This window comes from Corallococcus sp. AB038B (assembly GCF_003668955.1).
GTDB classification, from domain to species: Bacteria; Myxococcota; Myxococcia; order Myxococcales; family Myxococcaceae; genus Corallococcus; species Corallococcus exiguus.
The window spans coordinates 40,029-59,349 of the sequence record NZ_RAWO01000005.1; the positions used below are offsets into that span (position 1 = coordinate 40,029).

The following is a 19,321-nucleotide window of genomic DNA, read 5'->3' on the forward strand; positions in this document are numbered from 1 at the left end:
GGCGGGCGCCCCGGCCGGGAGCGCGAGCGGCCGGGCCGCGCTATAGACAGCGCCCATCCCATGAGCGTGGAGCTGAGACGCAACGGCCTGCACCTGACGGGCACGCCCCTGTCGCTGGACGCGAAGCGCAAGTCGCCGCTGTCCTTCGTCAGCCACGGGCACTCGGACCACATCGCCCGTCACGAGAGCACCATCGCCACGGCGGCCACGCTGCGCTTCATGGCCCACCGGCTGGGACCGGTGGCGGCCCCGCTGTCCGTGCCGTTCCGTCGTCCGTTCGAGCTGGGCTCGCTGCTGTTGGAGCTGCTGCCCGCGGGCCACATCCTGGGCAGCGCGCAGCTGCGCGTCACCCGCGCGGATGGCAAGCGCATCGTCTACACGGGAGACCTGAACACCGCGCCGTCGCTCACCGCGGAGGCCACGGAGGTCGCGACCTGCGACACGCTGGTCATCGAGTCCACCTTCGGTCATCCGCGCTATCGCTTCCCGCCGCGCCCGGAGGTGCTGGGGCAGGTGGAGACGTGGTTGCGCGCACAGCTCAACCGGGGCGTGACGCCGGTGCTGCTGGGCTATCCGCTGGGCAAGAGCCAGGAGGCGATGAAGCAGCTGGCCCTGCGCGGCTTCCTCCTGGTGGCGCATCCGTCCATCTTCGAGGTCGCGGAGCTGTACGCGGAGCTGGGCGTCCCCATCGAGAACCTGCGCCGCTACGACGGCCGCGTGGAGCCGGGCGAGGTGCTCTTCTTCCCGCCGCACCTGGCGCGAGGTGGGGCCCTGGCGCCGCACTGGCCCCGGGCGACGGGGGTGCTCACCGGCTGGGCCATGGACCCCGGCGGCGCGCGGCGCTACGGCGCGGACGTGGCCTTCCCGCTGTCGGACCACGCGGACTTCCCGTCCCTCATGCGCTACGTGAAGGACACCGGCGCGCGGGACGTCATCACCTGCCACGGCTTCGCGGAGGAGCTGGCGCAGGCGCTGCGCGACGCGGGCACGGACGCCCGCCCGCTGGGCAAGCCACAGCAGATGACCCTGTTTTGATTTTGCCGCGGCGGCGTGTTGGAACGGGCGCCCGATATGCCCACTCCTGCTCCCTCGCTGACCGGACACCTGGCCAACGTGCTGCTGTGCACGGACGCTGAACCCAAGCGCTTCGTCACCCGGGAGGTCCCCGAGCTGAAGGTCACCTTCGAAGGCATCGAGGGAGACCGGCACGCGGGCCTCACGCGCAAGGCGGACGTGCGGGTGCCGTGGTTCCCCAAGGGCACGCTTATCCGCAACACCCGGCAGCTCTCCATCGTGTCGCGCGAGGAGATGGTGGAGGTGGCGCGAACGCTGGGCGTGCCGCACGTGCTGGCGTCGTGGCTGGGCGCGAACCTGGAGCTCGTGGGCGTGCCCCGGCTGACGCACCTGCCTCCGGGGACGCGGTTGTTCTTCCCGGAAGAGGCCACGCTGGTGATGGAAGGGGAGAACCTGCCCTGCGTGGGGCCGGGCCGCGTGATTGAAGCGCACCACCCGGACATGAAGGGCCTCGCGGGCCGCTTCGTGAAGGCCGCGTGGCAGAAGCGCGGGCTGGTGGGCTGGGTGGAGCGCCCGGGCCTCATCCGCGCGGGCGACGAGGTGCGCGTGATGCTGCCGCCGCCGGTGACGTACTCGCTGCCCTCCGCGCCGTCGTCGGAGGCGGTGGGCTGAGCGCCCTCCCTGCCTTCAGTGCAGGGACAGGAAGATGCGCAGCTGCCAGGTGTCCTTCGTCACGGTCGGGAACGCGTCGAAGCGGCTGTGGCGCCGGAAGAAGTTCAGCTGCGAGCCCATCCCCAGGTTCTTGTACACGGGGAGGTCCACCTGCAGCTGGGCCTGGTGCACCCGGTGCGCGCCGCCCGAGCCGTCCACCACCAGCACGTGCAAGGCGCCCGCCTCCAGCGTGATGACCTCCCAGTCCTCGCGCAGGTACGCCATCTGGAGCTGGAAGCCCAGGCCGGGGCCGTAGTCGTAGTCGCGGCCCTCGTTGCCCTCGCTGTCGGTGTGCTCGGAGGTGACGCCGGTGAGGAGGCTTCCGTCCACGAGCAGCGCGGTCCTCAGCCGGGAGCGGTTGAGGAACCGGTGCTCGTGCAGCAGGCCCAGGTCCAGGGACTGGCCGCCCACCTCATACGCGAGCGTGTCCGTGTAGCCGAGCTGCTGGAGCAGTCCCAGGCGCAGCTCGTCGCGCTCGGCGCTCCAGAGCGTGGACTTCACGAGCAGGCCCTGCAGCCGCGCGTTGCTGACGAGGCTGGTCTCCCGGGTGGTGAACTGGACGCGCGCGTCGAAGGCGTCGAAGGGGCGGTGGAAGTCGCCCCGGTACATGTCGCCGTAGCGCAGGGCGCCCTGGATGAAGAACTGATCCTCGCCCCAGGCCAGCGACTTGCCGTCACCCAGCTTGAGGTAGCCCAGCGAGGCCCAGCCCGCGATGTCGTCCGGCCACCACTCCGTCGGCGAGGGGCCATGGTACGAAACGTCGCCGCGCACCACGCGGTTGATGCCGCGCATGGGGCTGATGACGCCGGCGGTCAGCTCGCGGACGAAGCGCCCGCGGCCCCGTGACTCCGTGTCCAGCACCAGCGAGGACAGCCGGTAGAGGGTTTCACCCATGGCCACGCCGCCCACGGTCGTGTTGATGAGATCATTGGCGGAGGGCGGCTCGTTCTCCGCGAACATCTCCCACTGCAGGCTGCCCAGGAAGGTGAGCGGCACCGCGGCCGCGAACGGCAGGCCGTTGTCGCGCGCAGCCGTGTAGTAGAGGCTGCCGTGATACGGGTGGGCGAACTGGTTGGTGGCGAAGCCGTCCTGGTCCCAGACGAAGCCCGTGCGGAAGTTCTCCTTCCACACGGCCGGGGAGATGTACGCCCAGTCCTTTTTCGCGATGTAGCGGTCATACGTCCAGACGACCAGGTTGATGGCGGTCACTTCCCCCAACGCAATCCACGGGTGGGGCCCGGGGTTGTCCCGGATGCTGTCCTCCTTCAGCGGCGCATCCTCCGGCAGCGAGGGGCTCTGCTCGGCCGCGGGAGGACAGGGGGCCCACTGGGTCTTCTGGCTGGGCGAAAGCCGCGCCGCGCAGAGGGCCATGACGTTGGACGGGACGGAGCGCACCATGTCCTGTGGCGAACCGTCCGCGGACGCGACGCAGGCGCGCAGGGCGCACGCCAGCGCCACGCCTCGCGGCAGCCACGGCCCCCGGAGTCCGTCGCGCCATGGCCCCCGCCCGCCGTGCCCCATCCGGTCCGCCCGCACCTCCGCGCACGGCCCCATGCCGCGCTTCCGGAAGGTAAGCAGTCAGATGTTGGAAAGCGCCCCCGGGTCTCATCCTCGAGGGCGACGGCTAGTAGTGCACGGAGACGAAGACGCGCAACTGGTACGCGTCCTTCAGCACGTCCGGGTAGGTGTCGAAGCGGCTGTGTCGGTGGAACCAGTTCAGCTCCGAGCCCAGCCCCATGTGCTCGAACACCGGGATGTCCGCCTGGAGCTGGCCGGTGAACACCTGGTGTGAGCCGTCGGATCCGTCCAGCACCACGATGTGGGAGGTGCTCGCCTCCAGCGTGACGACCTCCCAGGCGCCGCGCATGTACGCGAGCTGGAGGTTCAAGCCCACGCCGGGGCCGTAGTCGTAATTGCGGCTCGCCTTGCCGCTGTGCTCGGTGGAGATGCCGGTGAGGAGGCTTCCGTCCACGAGCAGCGCGGTCCTCAGCTTCGAGCGCGCGTTGAAGTGGCGCTCGTGCAGCAGGCCCAGCTGCAGGGACTGTCCGCCCAGTTCGTACGCGTTCGTGTCCACGTGGCTGATCTGCTGGAGGAAGCCCAGGCGCAGCTCGTCCTTCTCCGTCTTCCAGAATGACGATTTGGCGATCATCCCCTGGAGCCTCGAGTGGCTGATGAGGCTGCTCTCCGTCGTGGTGAACTGGACCCGCGCGTCGAAGGCGTCGAAGGGGCGCTGGAAGTCGCCCCGGTACATGTTGCCGTAGCGCATGTCGAGCTGGAGGAAGAACTGGTTCTCGCCCCAGATGAGCGGCTGTCCGTCGCCCAGCTTGAGGTAGCCCAAGGCCCCCCAGATGGACAGCTCGCGCGGCCGCCACTCCGCGGGCGTGGGTTCCTGGCGCGTCACTTCGCCGCGCACCACGCGGTTGAAGCCGCGCACGGGGCTCATGCCAGCGGCGACGAGTTCGCGCACGAAGCGCTCGCCGCCCCGGGACTCCGTGTCGAGCACCAGCGAGGACAGCCGGTAGAGCCCCTCGCCAATGGCCATGCCGCCCACGGACGTGTTGATGAGATCATTGGCGGACGGCGACTCGTTCTCCGCGAACAGCTCCCACTGCGCGCTGCCAAACAGCGTGAAGGGCAGGGCGGCCAGGTAGGGCACGCCGTTGTCGCGCGCGGCCGTGTAGTAGAGGCTGCCGTGGTACGGGTGCGCGAACTGGTTGGTGAGGAAGCCGTCCGCGTCCCAGACGAAGCCCGTGGTCAGGTTCTCCTTCCACGTGGCCGGGCTCACCTTCGCCCAGTCCTTGTTCGCGAGGACCCGGTCCCACGTCCAGACGAACAGGTTGATGGCGGTGATCTCCCCCACCGCGAGCCACGGGTGGAACTTCTTCCGGGACGCGTCCTCGCGGACGGTCTCCTCGTTCAGCGGAGCATCCGCTGGCGGTGAGGGCGGCTCGGCCCGCGCGGGAGCGTCAGGGGGAAGGGGAGGGGCGTCCTCGCACCGCTCCTCCTGGGAGAAGGCAGGCCCGCCCAGCATCAGTCCGCAGGCGAACAGCACGCCACCCAGAGGCCACGGACTTCCCTCTCCGCAGTGCCCCCGTCCGCGCCTGCCTCGCCCCATATCCCGCCCGCCGCACCCTCGCTCGCGGTGCCACGCCGCGTGCCCTGAAGGTAGGGAGCCGGGCGCGGGATGAAACCCCGCCTCCCCCGGGGATGAGAGAGGCACGGCTTCCTGCACACAGGCGGCGCACGACATGAAAAGGCCCGGCGGGATGCGCGCGGGGCGCTCCGACCGGGCCTTCTCCTGCTTCACCTCCCGCGCCGCGGGAGGTGGGGCACTACGCCTCCGGCGACTGGACGATGAGCTTCTCCTTGCCGCACACGTCGCACCGCACGTGCACGAACAGGTCGTCGTCGCTCTCCTCGGGCACCTCGCCCTCGGGCACGCCCAGCTCCGCCTTGCCCAGCGCCGGCACCTTGGCCGGGATGTCCTGCGCCTTGAGCGACTGCACGTAGGTCATCTCGCGCTCGTGGCACTCGCGCACTTCCGGGCCGGACAGCCACTGCGGCTCCATGCCCTCCGGCAGCCGGCTGAGCAGCTCCAGGTTGGTCACGGACTCCGCCAGGTACGCCAGGCGGCGCAGTCGCGCCTCTTCCGGCAGGGCCGCGAACACCTGGAAGCCCTCCAGCAGCGTCTGCCGGTCCTCGCCCGTGGCCGCGTTCGCCAGCTCCAGCGACGCGTCCGCCGACTCCAGCGCCTCGTCCCAGTTGTTCTCCGGGTTGAAGCCCGCCTCCAGCAGCGACGAGTACAGCTGCGCGGCCGCCAGCCGGCGACGCACCTCGTGCAGGTGCTCCACCACCTCGTGCGTCAGGCGCAGCTCCAGCAGCGCCCCCGTGGTGCGCGGATCCACGGAGCCCGTGAGATCGTCCACCTCCACCTCGGTGCGCAGCTCGGCCTTGAGCTGCTTCGCCGCGGCGAAGCGGAACAGGGGCAGCACGCCCACCTCGCGCAGGTACACCGCCGCGACGTTGGCCTCCTTGCCGCCCATGCGCAGCGCCTTCTGCGCGCGCTCCACCGCGCCAGGGTCCGCCGCGGGCTTCTTGTTCTCCAGCCGCGTCTTCACCGCCTCGCGGTACAGGGTCTCCAGGGAGCTGCCCGGCGGCAGCCGCTGCGGCAGGAGCGGACGCAGGCCCGGCACGTCCAGCACCCAGAGCGGGGGCGCGCCCACGCGCTTGAGGGCGCGGAAGAAGAGCGAGCCCGGCGGATCCTGCGGCCGGAACGGGGGCAGCTCGTCCGGGTGCGGGGAAGCCGCGCCGTCCATCGCGCCGCCCAGGTGCGACTGGCCGAGCATCTTCTCGCGCTGCTCACGGGTGAACGCCGTGATGCCCTGGACCGGCGGGGGCGGCGGCGGCGGGGCTTCCTCGCCGTCCAGGCCCGTCACGCGGTCCATGTCCACGTCGTCCATCTCCAGGTCTTCCAGACCCTTGGCGCCCGTGAAGTCACAGCGCAGGAGCTTGAGCTTCTCGAAGACACAGCCTTCCAGGTTGGCGCCGCGGAAGTCGCAGTCCTGGAGGCGGCCCCCGTGGAAGTAGGCGTTGGTGAGGTCCGTGTCCCGGAAATTCATCTTCGACAGGTCACAGCGCTCCCACTCGGAGCCCACCAGCTCCAGTCCGGAGAGGTCGGCGTTGGCGGAGAACAGCTGCGTGAACGTGGCGCCCGTCTGGCCGGTGGGCGCCTGGCCGGACTTGCGCAGCTTGTTCCATTCAGCGGAACCGTTCTGCAGCAGCTTCTCGATAGTTGGGGCTTTCGGCATGGACCGCGAATTATTCGTGTGGTCTGGTCCAGGCGCCAGCACAAATGATCGAGTACCGAATCGAAGCCGACACAGTCGGGATGCGGCTGGACAAGCACCTGCGCAAGCGGATGCCCAACGTCCCCGTCAGCCACCTCTTCAAGATGATCCGCACCAAGAAGGTGCGAGTGAACGGCAAGCGCGCGCAGCCAGAGCAGTTGCTTGTCGAAGGAGACGTGCTCACCATCCGCGGCACCGAAGAGCAACTCACCCTCGCGGAGCGTCCGAAATCGGACCGTCCGCCTCCCCCGCCACCACCGGTGGACCCCTCCCGGCTGGTCATCCTGTTGGAAGACGACTGGCTCATGGCCGTGGACAAGCCCAGCGGAATGGCCGTCCATACCGGTAGCGGCATCACCGGGGGCACCCTGGTGGACTACGTACGCGCCTACCTGGGACCCAAGGCCACCCGCAACGACTTCACCGCCTCACCCGCCCACCGCCTGGACCGGGAGACCTCCGGCGTCATCCTGGTGGCCAAGCGGCGCCCGGCGATGGTGCATTTCACGGAAATCTTCACCCACGGCCACCCGAAGAAGCGCTACCTGACCCTGGTGAAGGGGAAGATGCCCAAGGATTCGGGTGTCATCGACCTGCCGCTCGCCGAGCACCAGCAGACGGCCGAATCCAAGGCCCGTCGGGGAGTGAACATGCAGGAGGCCGTCACCCGGTGGAAGGTCGTGCGCCAGTCGAGCGAGGCAGCCCTCCTCTCCTGCACCATCGAGACCGGGCGCACTCATCAGATAAGAAGACACCTGGTCGCCGTGGGCCACCCGGTGGCGGGTGACAAGAAGTACGGAGACTTCGCCTTCAACCGCGACGTGCGGGCGCGCTGGGGGCTCAAACGTCTGTTCCTGCACGCCGAGCGCATCGAATTTCCGCACCCCGAGGATGACAGGAGGGTCGTCGTGGAGACCCCCATGCCATCCGAATTGACGGACGTGCTGAAGCGGGCGGCGCTCCTCTAAGCCTTGAGCCCAGGACTCGACACGACACGCATGGCCGACCCGAAGATTGACCGCAGCCGCTCCAAGCTGGTGCTCGACGGCGTTCCTCCCAAGCGCAACATCCTCTTGCGCTTGATGAAGCTCGTCGCCGTGCTGGGCCTCATGGGCGCCACCGCGGGCGTGCTCGCCGTCGTGGGCGCCTACTACATCTTCTCCGACGGGCTGCCCGCCATCCCGAAGGTGGACGAGTACTGGCCGCCCATCGTCACGGAGGTCTACACCGACGACGCCGTGCTCGCGGGCGAGTTCTACAACGAGCGGCGCAAGGTGGTGCCCTACGAGCGCATCCCCAAGCGCCTGGTGCAGGCGTTCATCGCCAGCGAGGACTCCAGCTTCTTCGACCACTTCGGCGTGGACGTGCTGGGCACCACGCGCGCCGTCTCCAAGACGGTGATGACGAAGCTGGGCCTGCGCGCCGGCGGCGTGCAGGGCGGCTCCACGCTCACGCAGCAGACCGCGAAGGCGGTCCTCATCTCCGCGGAGGGCTACAAGGAGGCCACCGCGAAGACGCCCAAGCGCAAGATTCGCGAGGCCATCCTCGCCTTCCGGCTGGAGCAGGCGCTGACGAAGGAAGAGATTCTCTACCTCTACCTGAACAACGTCTTCCTCGGGCACCACAGCTACGGCGTGCAGAGCGCGGCGGAGAACTACTACCGCAAGGACGTGCGCGACCTGACGCTGGGGGAGATGACGCTCATCGCGGGCCTGCCCCAGGCGCCCAGCCGCTACTCGCCCTTCCTGCGTCCTGAGGCCGCGAAGAAGCGCCGCTCGTACGTGCTGGGCCGCATGCTGGTCGAAGGCATGATCTCCAAGGCCGAGCATGACCAGGCCAACGCGGAGCCCGTGAAGGTGTACCCGGTGGAGGACGTCTTCCACGAGTTCGCCCCGTACTTCGTGGAGCAGGTGCGCAAGGACGTGGTGGACCGCTACGGCAACCCCGTGCTCCTCAAGGAGGGCCTCAAGGTCTTCACCACCATGGACAGCGAGCGGCAGCGCGCGGCGCAGGACTCCGTGCTGGACGGCCTGATGTCCGTGGACAAGCGCCAGGGCTGGCGCGGTCCGGTGATGCAGCTGGCCACCGAGCCTGAGCGCAGCGCCTTCATCGCCAAGGCGAAGAAGGCGATGGGCAAGGAAGAGCTCGTCGAGAACCGCCTCTACATGGGCGTCGTCACCCGCATCGACGACGACGGCAAGGGCGCGGACGTGCAGGTGGGGCCGCACCAGGGCCGGCTGCCGCTGCTCGGCATGCGCTGGGCGCGCAAGGTGAACCCGGAGAGCTACTACCCGGCGAGCATGATCACCTCCGTCAAGAAGGCCGTGGCGGTGGGTGACGTGGTGGTGCTCCGCAACGTCGTGAAGAAGGAGCTCACGGACGACAAGGAGCAGTGGGACAAGAAGCTGGCGGAGGACATCCCCGAGGAGGGCGTGAAGCTCTTCCGGCTGGAGCAGACGCCGGAGGCGCAGAGCGCGCTGGTCTCCATCGACCCGCATCGCCAGTACCTCACCGCGATGGTGGGCGGTTACGACTTCGACGACAACGAGTTCAACCGCGCGTTCCAGGCGTGCCGTCAGCCGGGTTCGTCCTTCAAGCCGTTCGTGTACTCGGCGGCGCTGGAGCAGCTGAACTGGACGGAGGCCACCGTCATCGTGGACTCGCCCATCGTGGAGCACGACCCGGACAACAAGGTGTCGTGGAAGCCGGCCAACTACAGCGAGGAGTTCGTGGGTGACGTGCTGCTGCGCACGGCGCTGGTGAACTCCATGAACATCCCCGCGGTGAAGACGTTCGGCGCGGTGGGCGTGCACAACATGTCGGATTGGTCCAAGAAGCTGGGCCTGACGACGCCCATGAACATGGACTTCTCCGCGGCGCTGGGTTCGTCCTGCGTGTACCCGTTCGACCTGGCCAGCGCGTACGCGACCTTCAACCGCTACGGCCGCAAGAAGCCCACGTACTTCATCCGCAAGGTGGAGGACCGCTTCGGCCGCACGCTGGAGGACCACACCGCGTTCGACGACGCGTGGGCGCCGCTGCAGGACCGCGTGGCCGCGGGCTACGCGCGCCTCTTCGAGCCGGGCGAGCAGGTGATGAGCGCGGAGACGGGCTTCATCCTCACGCACCTGTTGCGCGGCGTGGTGCTCCAGGGCACCGGCGGCCCCGCGCAGAAGCTGGGCAAGCCGGCGGCGGGCAAGACGGGCACGACGAACGACTCCTTCGACGCGTGGTTCGCGGCCTACACCAAGGACCTGGTGACGGTGGCGTGGGTGGGCTACGACCTGAACCCGCACCCGCTGGGCCGCTACGAGACGGGTGGCCGTGCGGCGCTGCCCATCTGGCTCAACTACATGAAGCGCGCGCTGGAGGGCCGGCCCCAGTCGGAGTTCTACCCCTGGCAGTCCATGCAGCTGGCGCGGCTCTACATCGACAAGAAGACGGGCAAGGTGTCCAGCCCCGGAGCCAAGGGCGCGGAGCTGATGTTCTTCAAGAAGGGCACCGAGCCGAAGGAGGCCGTGCCCGACAAGAACCAGGTCGGCGTGGACCAGTTCATGATGGGCGCGCAGTAGCCCGCGCGCCGCATCTCAAGAGCAGTGCCCTTCAGGCGCCTTCGCGGAACGTACGCGAGGGCGCCTGATGTGCTTCCAGGGCCTTCCTCAGCGCGGCCACGTCCGGGCCGGCCTCCAGCACGGAGCGCGCGGCGGTGGGCAGCACCTGGCGCTCGCGGCCTGAGAAGAGCTTGGGCAAGTCAGAGAAGCCCGCGCCCTGCGAGCCGATGCCCGGCGTGAGCAGCAGCGCGCCGCCCAGCCGCTCCACCACGTCGCGGTCGGCCGGAGGCAGCGTGGCGCCCATCACCGCGCCCGCGGGCAGCACGCCGGGGCCTGCCTTCTCGTTCAGCTCGCGCAGGCCGTCCGCCACCGCCTGGGCCACGGTGCGGCCGTCGCCGCCCACGGCGTTCTGCACGGGCACGCCCTCCGGGTTGGACGAGCGCACCACCACGAAGGCGCAGGCCCCGTGGGCCCGCGCGCGCTCCACCGTCTTCGCGAGCGCGCCCAGGCCCAGGTACGCGGTGAAGGTGGCGGCGTCCACGTCGTAAGCGCTGCCCTTGCCGAACAGCGATTCGGCATACGCGTCCATGGTGGACCCGATGTCGCCGCGCTTCACGTCCAGCAGCGTGAGGGTGCCCGCGGCGCGGAAGCGCTTGAGCACGCGCTGGAGCACGACGAGCCCCTCGGGGCCGTGGCGCTCGAAGAAGGCGCTCTGGGGCTTCACCACCGCGAGCGTCTCTCCGGATGCGTCGGCCAGCCGGTCGCAGAAGTCAGCCAGTCCCTGCACCGTGTCCGGCAGGTTCCAGCGGGCGAGCACGTCGCGGGACGGGTCCAGGCCCAGGCAGAAGGGGGAGCGCTCATCGGCGAGCTTCGCGAAGCGCTGTGCGAAGGACGGGGTCGTCATGGGAGGGCCTCCGCTCACTTCAACCGGCGCGCGGTGGCGTCGAACAGCGGGTTGGGCATGACCTTCAGGAGGCGCATGGGCGTGGCCAGCTGCCAGGGGAAGCTCACCTCCGCGGCGCCCGTGAAGATGGCGCGGCCCATTCGCTCCACCGCGTCCTCGGTCTCCATGAGGAAGGGCATGGGGAAGGTGTTCTTCGCGGTGAGCTCGCTCTTCACGAAGCCCGGGTAGACGCACGTCACCTGGACGCCGGTGCCCTTCAGGTCCACGCGCAGGCTCTCCAGGAAGGTGGCGAGGAAGGCCTTGGACGCGGAGTAGGCGGCGTGGCCCGCGAGCCCCCGCATCCCCGCGAGGCTGGACACGCCGACGATGTGGCCCCGGCGGCGCTCCACCATCTGCGGCAGCACCGCGCACAGCGTGGCGGCGGCACCGGTGACGTTGGTGTCGATGATGGAGCGCGTGCGCTCCCAGTCCATGCGCTTGCCGTGCGTGGGCCCGCCGATGCCGGCGTTGGCCACCACCAGGTCCAGCCCGCCGCACTCCGCGTCGATGGCGCGGATGCGCTCCTGGGAGGCCTCCGAGGCGCTGACGTCCATGACGATGGGTTCCACCGCGCCGCCCGCGGACTGGGCCTCCGCGGAGAGGGCCTGCAAGTGCGTCAGCCGCCGGCCCGTCGCGAAGACGCGCACGCCGTGCTTCGCCAGCCACAGGGCCAGTCCACGTCCCAGGCCGCTCGAGGCGCCAGTTACCAGCGCCGTCCGGTAGGTCATCTCCGCCATGCCGTCCTCCGAAGGGTGTCGCAGCGGCCCGCCTTGTCGCACGGTTGCGCGTCCGAGGGCACGCAAAACACCTTCCCCACACCGGAGGACGAGGTGCTGTCGCCAACGCGTTGACACCCTGGAGGGAAGAGACGCTTCGGGAGTGTGCGACGCATGCCCTGGTGGAACTGCATCCTGGTGGTGGACAACGACCTGGACCTGCTCCGGGCCTACAAGGAAGCGCTGGAGCTGGACGGGCACGAGGTGGCGCTCGCGCGCAACGGCTTCGAGGCGCTGCGCCTGCTGAAACAGGGCCTGCGTCCGGCGCTCATCTTGTTGGATTTGATGATGCCGGGGATGAACGCCTGGTCCTTCCGCTTGAGGCAGCTGGAGGACCCGGCGCTCGCCTCCATCCCGGTCATCGTCCTGTACGCACAGGACGCGGGCGCCCGGGCGATGAACGCGCTGGGCGTGGACGGCTTCCTGGAGAAGCCGGTGGACCTGGGCGTGCTGCTGGGCGCGGTGGCGGCCTATGTGAGGCCGGCCGGCTCCTCGGCCCATCCTCCCCAGTGACGGGCTTCAGCGGAACGGCGGAACCGGCTGGCTCTTGAACCACTCTGTCGCCTTCAAGAGGTGCAAGTCGTGCTTGCCGCCGGGCCGCAGCTCGATGCCGCCCGTCACCACGCCCAGCGACGTCAGCAGGGCGCCGGTGATGTTGCCCTGCACGAGGTCCAGGTGTCCTTCCATCGAGAAGCCCTCGCCCTTCGCCTTCAGCTCGCGCAGTTGGAGTCCGCGCTCGTCGATCTGCACCTGACCCGTCACCTCCACCTTGGGGATGTTGAGCAGGGACGTGAGGAAGCCGGGCAGCTTCTTGGACGAAGTGATCAGCGCGACGATGGGCTGCGTGTCGGTGAGCTGGCTCGCGAAGCGCGCCTTCAGCACCGTGGGGGACAGGGAGAGGCTGGCGCGCGGCAGGGTGAAGTTCCCGCTCCAGGCGCGGATGGGCACGTTGCCGTTGGAGGACACGTCTCTCAGCCGCAGCGTCGTCCCGCTCAGGCCCAGCTCCGTCATGTCCCAGGACAGGTGCCGCGCGTCCACCTCCACCTCCGCGCGCAGCAGGACCTTGTTGGGCCCCATGCGTCCGGAGACGAGGTCCGTGTCCATGCGCAGCTCCAGCGCGTTGCGCGCCTTCGCGCCCTTGGAGGGCTCCTCGCTGCGCACCGTCACGTGGCCGGCGTCGATCTCCAGCGTCTGGCCCAGCCAGGGATTGAGCACGCGCAGGTCCAGGGGCTTGCTCTTCGCCACGCGCAGCTCGGGCTCCAGGTCCAGGCCGGGCTGACCTTCACGCCGCCGGGCCTTCACGGTGAGGGCGACTTCTGGCACGTCCAGGTCGTACCCCTTGGGGCCCGACACGTGCACGGGAGAGAAGGCCAGTCGCAGCGCGCCTGACGGCTGTCCCTTCGGCGCCTCATCCATGGACGCCTGGAGGCTCCACGGAGCCCGGGCCCGGACGGGGCCTGCTCGCAGGTCCAGCGCTTCACCGGAGGCCTTGAGCTGGCTGCCCGGCTCCAACGTGTTGCGCTCCATGCGCACGTCCAGGTCCACCCGTCCCGCGCCGCCGCGCAGCGACACGGGGGCGCTCGCGCCCAACTGGTCGTTGATCCAGTCGAGGGGCATCACGTCGATGTGCGTCTTCACCTGGCCGCCAAGGGCCTTGGAGAGGTCGTAGCCCTTGTCGGCCTGGAAGGGCGCGTCGAGCCGGGCGCGCGAGTCGAACGACTCCAGCCGCGCCACGCGTTTGCCGTCCACTTCGATGAAGCCCTCGGCCACGCGCACCGAGGGCAGGTCCACCTGGAGCCGTTCGCGGGACTGGAGGTTCAGCATGCCGGTGACGTCCAGCGCGCCCACGAAGCGCACGCGGCTGAAGTCCAGCTCGCGCACTTCATGCAGCGTGACGTCCTTCAGGTGGATGACCCAGGGCTTGCTGTTCGGGGTGGACGGCTGTTCGGGCACGCCGGACGGCTCCAGGTGGAAGCTGGCGCCGTGCCCGTCGATGCCGTCCACGTCCACGCGCTTGCGCAGCAGGCCCGTGAGGGACATTCCCGCTTCCAGCGCGTCCACCTCCACCTTCCACCAGACGTTGGAGTCCTGCTGGGTGAGGGTGAAGCCCTTCAGGTGGAGCCGGCCCACGGGCCACAGCCACCACGCGCGCTGCCACGTCAGCTGCGTGCGGTCCGTCGCGCGGCCCATGATGGCCTGGGTGACGCCCGTGTTGAGCGCGACGTTGATGGCGACCTCCAGCACCGCCACCGCCACCACGGCCCACAGCGCCACGCGGCGCCAGCGTCTGCTGCGAGGAGTGGCGTCAGGGGCGGGTGTGTCGGTCATGTCGCGAGGTTCCGGGAAGGGACCCTGGATGCCTCAAGCCACCAGAGCACACAAGGCGCGTGTTCCCGAGGCGATGGATTAGAAACACCGTCCATGGACCAGGCCACCCGAGACCACTTCGCCAACCTGCGCAGCCAGGACGCCGACTCCCGCTATGCCTCCTTCCGGCATGTCATGGAGGTGACGCAGGCGAAGGTGGACTGGGCCGCCGAGGTCTGGGACGGACTGCTGGTGCTGCTGAAGGAAGGCGACAACCACCAGCGCGCCATCGCCGCGCAGGTGCTGGCGAACCTGGCCAGGAGCGACACCGAAGGGCGGATGCTCAAGGACCTGGACCGGCTCATCGCGGCGACGAAGGACGAGAAGTTCGTCACCGCGCGGCACTCGCTCCAGTGCCTCTGGCGCGTGGCCATCGCGAGCGATGCCTTGCGAAAGGCGGTGGCGGACCGGCTGAAGAAGCGCTTCAAGGAGTGCGCCACGGAGAAGAACGGGACGCTCATCCGCTACGACATCCTGGAGGTCCTGCGGAAGACGCATGACGCCACGCCGGACCCGGCGCTGCCTCCGCTGGCCATCTCGCTCATCGAGCTGGAGGAGGACCCGAAGTACCAGAAGAAGTACTCGGGTCTCTGGAAGGACCTGATGCCGAAGCGCGGCGCGAAGGCGTAGCTCCCGCCTTCGCGCCGGGCCGCCCTCAGTGGACGGGGGTGGCGCCGTTCTCCATCGTCGCCATCACCTGGTCGATGGAGAAGCTGGACGGGTGCTGGCGTGACGGGAACTCCCGGAAGGTGGCCAGGAACCGGCCCACGACCGCCTGCGCGGGGACGAAGACGAAGGCGCGGTCGATCATCCAGGAGAAGTAGCCGACGGAGTCCTCGGAGCGCTCCAGCGGATCCGCGCGCAGGTCGAAGATGAGCGGGACGCGGCGGCTGGTGAAGGGTTGCGACCACACCTCGATGCCCTTGGCGTTCTGCTCCTCGAAGACGAGCTTGAAGCGCTTGTAGCGCATGGCGACCAACTCGCCGTCGTCGCCGAAGTAGAAGAATTCCTCTCGCTTGGACTCCTGGGACTGGCCGGACAGCAGCGCTGTCTGGTCGTAGCCGTCCATGTGGACCTTGAAGTGCTTGTCGCCCGCGTCATGGCCGTCGAGCAGCTTCTGCACGACGTCCGGCTCGCCCGCGGCGGAGACCAGCGTGGGCAGCCAGTCCTCGGAGGAGAACAGCTCGTTGATCTGCGTGCCGGGCTTCACGACGCCGGGCCAGCGCACGACGCACGGGGCCCGGAACGCGCCCTCCCAGTTGGTGTCCTTCTCGCCGCGGAAGGGCGTCATGCCGCCGTCCGGCCACATGCTCGTCATCGCGCCGTTGTCGGTGGTGTAGACGACGATGGTGTCGTCCGCGATGCCCAGTTGGTCCAGCTTGTCGAGCAGCCGGCCCACGTGCCCGTCGTGCTCCACCATTCCGTCCGGGTAGAGCCCGAAGCCCGTCTTGCCCTGGGACTCCTTCTTCAGGTGCGTGTGGATGTGCATGCGGGTGGTGTTGAACCAGATGAAGAAGGGCTTCTGGTCCTTCTGGGCGCGGTCGATGAAGTCCAGGGTCGCGCCGAGGAACTCCTCGTCCACGGTCTCCATGCGCTTCTTCGTCAGCGGGCCGGTGTCCTGCACGCTCTGACCGCCCTTGCCGTCCGCCTTGCTCTTGAGCACGCCGCGCGGACCGAAGCGCTGCCGGAACGCGGGGTCCTTGGGGTAGTCCACGTTCTCCGGCTCCTCCTCGGCGTTGAGGTGGTAGAGGTTGCCGAAGAACTCATCGAAACCGTGCACGGTGGGCAGGAACTCGTCGCGGTCGCCCAGGTGGTTCTTGCCGAACTGGCCGGTCATGTAGCCCAGGGGCTTCACCAGGTCCGCGATGGTCGGGTCTTCCGGCTGGAGACCCACTTTCGCGCCCGGCATGCCGACCTTGGTGAGGCCGGTGCGGAAGGGGCACTGCCCGGTGATGAAGGCCGCGCGGCCGGCGGTGCAGCTCTGCTGGGCGTAGTAGTCCGTGAAGAGCGCGCCCTCCTTCGCCAGCCGGTCGATGTTCGGCGTGCGATAGCCCATGACGCCCAGGTTGTAGGCGCTGAGGTTCCAGTAGCCGATGTCGTCTCCGAAGATGACCAGGATGTTGGGCTGCTTCTTCTTCGCGGGCTTCGTCGCCATGCAGGCACGCTCCAGTGTTTGTGTTCGCGCGTAGGGATGGGGACGCGGTGGGCGTTGGACAACCGGAAGGGGAGCGGGGTGGCGGGCGGAGGGCGTGGCTGGATGTCATTGCTCCGGTGCACAGGCGTTCTCATCCTCCAGGGGAACCCCCTCTGAAAGGACAGGTGTACCGATGGGAATCGCGGGCCGCACGGGACCCATCGATGCGCTGCGCAACCTGACGTTGTCACTGCAGCGCATGGTGGCGACCGAGATCGCGACCGGCGTGGTGCGCGGCACGGCGGACGGGCTCCGCGAGGAGGTACCCGACGGCCACGGTCAGTTGAACACCTTGCTCCAGGACCTGCTCACGGTGCTGAGTCGCATGGCGCACGAAGCCGCCGAGCGCGAACCGGGAGCGTCGGCGGGAGCGACCGAGGTGCTGGCGGGTGCGGCCACGGAGGGGGCGCTGAAGGCGTTGGAGCGGGAGTGGAACGAAGGGGGCTTGCCGCTTCATGGCTTCGTGGAGCGCCTCAACCAGCTCTTCGACGAAGTGGTGCGGTTCGCGCACTCCCGCACGGATGAAATCCACACACCCGGCGAGCGCGCCCAGGTGATGGCCCGGGGCGTGGTGAAGGCGGCCACGGAGCAGCTGCACGACTCCCTGCCGGCCATCCTGGAGGACGCGCGCGGCGTGGTGCCATTGGGGGAGGAGGTGGCCTCGAAGGTGGGCCGGGGGCTGGTGTTGGGCGTCGAGTCCACGCTGCGCGAGGACTCCGCCTGGCTGTTGGGGTTGGTGGAGCAGGCAGGGCAGGGGTTGGTGCGGGGCCTGGCGGCGGGCCTCCACGAGGAGCTGGCGACGAATCCGAAGGCCTCTGGAGAAGCGCTGGGCGCAACCCTGGCGACGCTCGCCGAGCGCACCGCGGCGGCGACTGTCCGAGGGGCGGGGAGGGCGCTCACGCAGGAGGAACTCCGCTGGCGAGAGGCGCCATGCAATCAGGACCTGGTGCGGCGCACGAGCCGGGAGGTCACGGCCGGAGCACTGGAGGCCCTGGGGGAGCAGCTACGACGGCCCCTGAGGGTGCTTGCTGGTGCGGGCGGTGCGCTCATCGCGCTGACCGTGCTGTCGTCTCGTTGGCGCCACGCGTGAGGTTCGTGCCGCTCTTCCACTCGCAAGAGGACACGCATTCCGCCCTTGCCCGGTTCAGGCTAAGCATTCGGGAGAGGGCTCCGAATGCTTGCACGTGGGTGGTGGGTCTTTCTGCTGGTCTTGCTGTCCGGCTGTAGCGGTGTCCGGCCGGTGGTGACGTTGGACATGGGCGCGGGTCGGAAGGCCACCTTCGTTCCACGCCAGGACGCCCGTGTGGTGGAACTGGACGAAGCTGGGGCTTCACTCAAAGACAGCGCCCGGCGCGTCCGGCCTTCTTCCCGTCCGCAGCAAGCCGCTCGTGAGCTGTTCCAGATGGAAGCTCGCAGTGGCGCCTACCGCTTCGAGCCGCGTGAGCGTCGCATCACCCCGTTGGGGGCTGGCGAGCAACTGGAGGTCCTCGACTCCGGAAGCGTGGGAGGCCTCACCCGTGAGTACCTGCGGTGGTGTGAGCGCACGCAGCGACAGGGAGATTGTCTGCGGCTGTTGGCGGAGACGCCCATCCTGGATGGCGATGGTCGCTACGTGCTTGCCATGGCGCTGGCCCGGGGCGTGGTCCTCACGGAGATGATGGACGCCTTCAAGGACATGGCCGACCCTGAAGCCATGATGGCCGCGGTGCTGTGGACGTGGACCACGTACATGGTCCTGCTCGCGGTGCCCGAGCCCATTTCCAAGGGAATCGCGGCGGTGATGACCGCCACGCTCATCGCCTACGTGGGCATCGACACGTTCTGGGGCCTCATCATCGGCTTCAGGCAGTTGGTGGAGGCCTCGGATCGGGCCATCACGTTCGATGACCTGCGCCAGGCAGGGGAGCGGTACGGCAAGGTCATGGGGCGCAACGCGGCACGTGCCTTCGTGATGCTGGCCACGGCGGCAATGGGGAACACAGCGGCGGGGCTGGCGCGGAGCGTGCCCACGCTGCCCGGAGCCGCGCAGGCTTCCGTGCAAGCCGGGTCCCAGCTGGGAGTCCGCCTCGCGGCGGTAGGCGAGGTGCGGTCCGTGGTTGTGGGCGCGGGGACCGTCACGCTCTCCCTGGCGCCAGGTGCGGTCGCGATGACGGCCCAGGGACCGGGGGGAGGAAGTCCTCCGCCGGCTCCCGGTGTCAGGTCCTGGGGCTCATTCAGCGGCTTCAAACAAGCCATGGGGCCCGCGGGCGTTGGCAAACAGTGGCATCACATCGTCGAGCAGACCCCCGGGAACGTGGAGCGGTTCGGTCCGCACGCGCTGCACAACACGGACAACGTCATCCGATTGGACACGTCACTCCACAAGAAGGTCAGTGCGCTCTTCTCGATGATTCGCCCTGAACTCACGAGTTCTCACCTGACGATTCGGCAGTGGCTGAGTACACGACCCTTCGCGGTGCAATATGACTTCGGACTGAAAGCCATCGAGAATGTTCGGCTGGGGTACTGGTGATGGATATCAAGGCGCTGGTGGAACAGTTCGCGCACCATGTCGTGGCCCAGAACGAGGCCCTGTTCCGTGGGGACTCGCGCTCAGGCAACAAGCACGCCCGGAAGTACATTGCTGCGGTCGGCAAACTCCAGGCGATGGGCGACACGGGTCGTGATGCCCTTTGCGCGCTGCTCGAGCATGAGCGAATGGATGTTCGTGTGATGGCGGCGGCGTTCCTGCTGCGCTACCGCACGGAGGAGGCCAGGTCCGTGTTGGAAGAGGCCGCGAAGGGAACAGGGCTTGTTCCCTTTGGAGCGCAGCAGACCCTCCAGCGCTGGGCCGAAGGCACCTGGTCGCTCGACCCGGGGTGAGCGGGCGCCAGGCTGTTGCGCTGCCCGGGACCTTGGTCCCTATCCATTCCCTCGCC

At 68.9% G+C, this 19,321-nt stretch carries 16 protein-coding genes; 9 read left to right on the forward strand and 7 right to left on the reverse strand.

Annotated elements, in window-relative coordinates; all coding sequences use genetic code 11:
• Nucleotides 1-60 precede the first annotated feature (60 nt).
• Nucleotides 61-1,035 carry an MBL fold metallo-hydrolase gene (locus tag D7Y04_RS21660; protein WP_121760565.1) on the forward strand — a complete coding sequence of 325 codons (975 nt, stop codon included), beginning with the start codon at nucleotides 61-63 and terminating at the stop codon, nucleotides 1,033-1,035.
• Between the two features lie 36 nt (nucleotides 1,036-1,071).
• Complete coding sequence (locus tag D7Y04_RS21665) at nucleotides 1,072-1,686, forward strand: MOSC domain-containing protein (RefSeq protein ID WP_121760566.1); 615 nt, start codon at nucleotides 1,072-1,074, stop codon at nucleotides 1,684-1,686.
• 15 nt (nucleotides 1,687-1,701) lie between these two features.
• Here D7Y04_RS21665 and D7Y04_RS21670 read toward each other — a convergent pair whose 3' ends face one another.
• From D7Y04_RS21670 to D7Y04_RS21680, 3 genes are all read right to left on the reverse strand, one after another.
• Nucleotides 1,702-3,279 carry a DUF3943 domain-containing protein gene (locus D7Y04_RS21670; protein WP_121760567.1) on the reverse strand — a complete coding sequence of 526 codons (1,578 nt, stop codon included), beginning with the start codon at nucleotides 3,277-3,279 and terminating at the stop codon, nucleotides 1,702-1,704.
• A 70-nt stretch (nucleotides 3,280-3,349) separates the two neighbouring features.
• A complete protein-coding gene (locus tag D7Y04_RS21675) occupies nucleotides 3,350-4,777 on the reverse strand; it encodes a DUF3943 domain-containing protein (protein WP_233601531.1) in 1,428 nt (475 codons plus the stop codon).
• 280 nt (nucleotides 4,778-5,057) lie between these two features.
• A complete protein-coding gene (locus D7Y04_RS21680; RefSeq protein WP_167548061.1) occupies nucleotides 5,058-6,533 on the reverse strand; it encodes a pentapeptide repeat-containing protein in 1,476 nt (491 codons plus the stop codon).
• Nucleotides 6,534-6,577: 44 nt separating this feature from the next.
• Here D7Y04_RS21680 and D7Y04_RS21685 point away from each other — a divergent pair, with 44 nt between their 5' ends.
• Nucleotides 6,578-7,540, forward strand: a complete 963-nt coding sequence (locus tag D7Y04_RS21685) for an RluA family pseudouridine synthase (RefSeq protein WP_120599148.1) — start codon at nucleotides 6,578-6,580, stop codon at nucleotides 7,538-7,540.
• Nucleotides 7,541-7,570: 30 nt separating this feature from the next.
• Complete coding sequence (locus tag D7Y04_RS21690) at nucleotides 7,571-10,144, forward strand: penicillin-binding protein 1A (RefSeq protein WP_121760568.1); 2,574 nt, start codon at nucleotides 7,571-7,573, stop codon at nucleotides 10,142-10,144.
• Between the two features lie 31 nt (nucleotides 10,145-10,175).
• Here D7Y04_RS21690 and pyrF read toward each other — a convergent pair whose 3' ends face one another.
• Nucleotides 10,176-11,027: an orotidine-5'-phosphate decarboxylase gene (gene pyrF, locus D7Y04_RS21695; RefSeq protein ID WP_121760569.1), complete on the reverse strand. Its 852-nt coding sequence runs from the start codon at nucleotides 11,025-11,027 to the stop codon at nucleotides 10,176-10,178.
• A gap of 14 nt (nucleotides 11,028-11,041) precedes the next feature.
• A complete protein-coding gene (locus D7Y04_RS21700) occupies nucleotides 11,042-11,803 on the reverse strand; it encodes an SDR family NAD(P)-dependent oxidoreductase (RefSeq protein ID WP_120599151.1) in 762 nt (253 codons plus the stop codon).
• Nucleotides 11,804-11,956: 153 nt separating this feature from the next.
• On the opposite strand from D7Y04_RS21700, the gene D7Y04_RS21705 reads away from it, so the two are divergent.
• Nucleotides 11,957-12,355, forward strand: a complete 399-nt coding sequence (locus D7Y04_RS21705; protein ID WP_121760570.1) for a PleD family two-component system response regulator — start codon at nucleotides 11,957-11,959, stop codon at nucleotides 12,353-12,355.
• Between the two features lie 6 nt (nucleotides 12,356-12,361).
• Here D7Y04_RS21705 and D7Y04_RS21710 read toward each other — a convergent pair whose 3' ends face one another.
• A complete protein-coding gene (locus D7Y04_RS21710) occupies nucleotides 12,362-14,170 on the reverse strand; it encodes a hypothetical protein (RefSeq protein ID WP_121760571.1) in 1,809 nt (602 codons plus the stop codon).
• A gap of 93 nt (nucleotides 14,171-14,263) precedes the next feature.
• Between D7Y04_RS21710 and D7Y04_RS21715 the strand changes: the two genes are divergently transcribed.
• Entirely contained in the window at nucleotides 14,264-14,839 is a 576-nt protein-coding gene (locus D7Y04_RS21715) for a hypothetical protein (RefSeq protein WP_121760572.1), read from the forward strand.
• Between the two features lie 25 nt (nucleotides 14,840-14,864).
• On the opposite strand, the gene D7Y04_RS21720 is transcribed toward D7Y04_RS21715, so the two are convergent.
• Nucleotides 14,865-16,364: an arylsulfatase gene (locus tag D7Y04_RS21720; RefSeq protein WP_121760573.1), complete on the reverse strand. Its 1,500-nt coding sequence runs from the start codon at nucleotides 16,362-16,364 to the stop codon at nucleotides 14,865-14,867.
• A gap of 172 nt (nucleotides 16,365-16,536) precedes the next feature.
• On the opposite strand from D7Y04_RS21720, the gene D7Y04_RS46555 reads away from it, so the two are divergent.
• The 3 genes from D7Y04_RS46555 to D7Y04_RS21735 all read left to right on the forward strand — a co-directional run bounded on the left by D7Y04_RS46555 (nucleotide 16,537) and on the right by D7Y04_RS21735 (nucleotide 19,265).
• Nucleotides 16,537-17,493: a hypothetical protein gene (locus tag D7Y04_RS46555; protein ID WP_121760574.1), complete on the forward strand. Its 957-nt coding sequence runs from the start codon at nucleotides 16,537-16,539 to the stop codon at nucleotides 17,491-17,493.
• Between the two features lie 312 nt (nucleotides 17,494-17,805).
• Nucleotides 17,806-18,915, forward strand: coding sequence for a hypothetical protein (locus D7Y04_RS21730; RefSeq protein ID WP_233601532.1), 1,110 nt, complete (start codon nucleotides 17,806-17,808; stop codon nucleotides 18,913-18,915).
• On the forward strand, nucleotides 18,915-19,265 hold the full coding sequence (locus D7Y04_RS21735) for a DUF2019 domain-containing protein (protein ID WP_120599232.1): 351 nt from the start codon (nucleotides 18,915-18,917) through the stop codon (nucleotides 19,263-19,265). Before D7Y04_RS21730 ends, D7Y04_RS21735 begins: the two co-directional genes overlap by 1 nt.
• Nucleotides 19,266-19,321 lie beyond the last annotated feature (56 nt).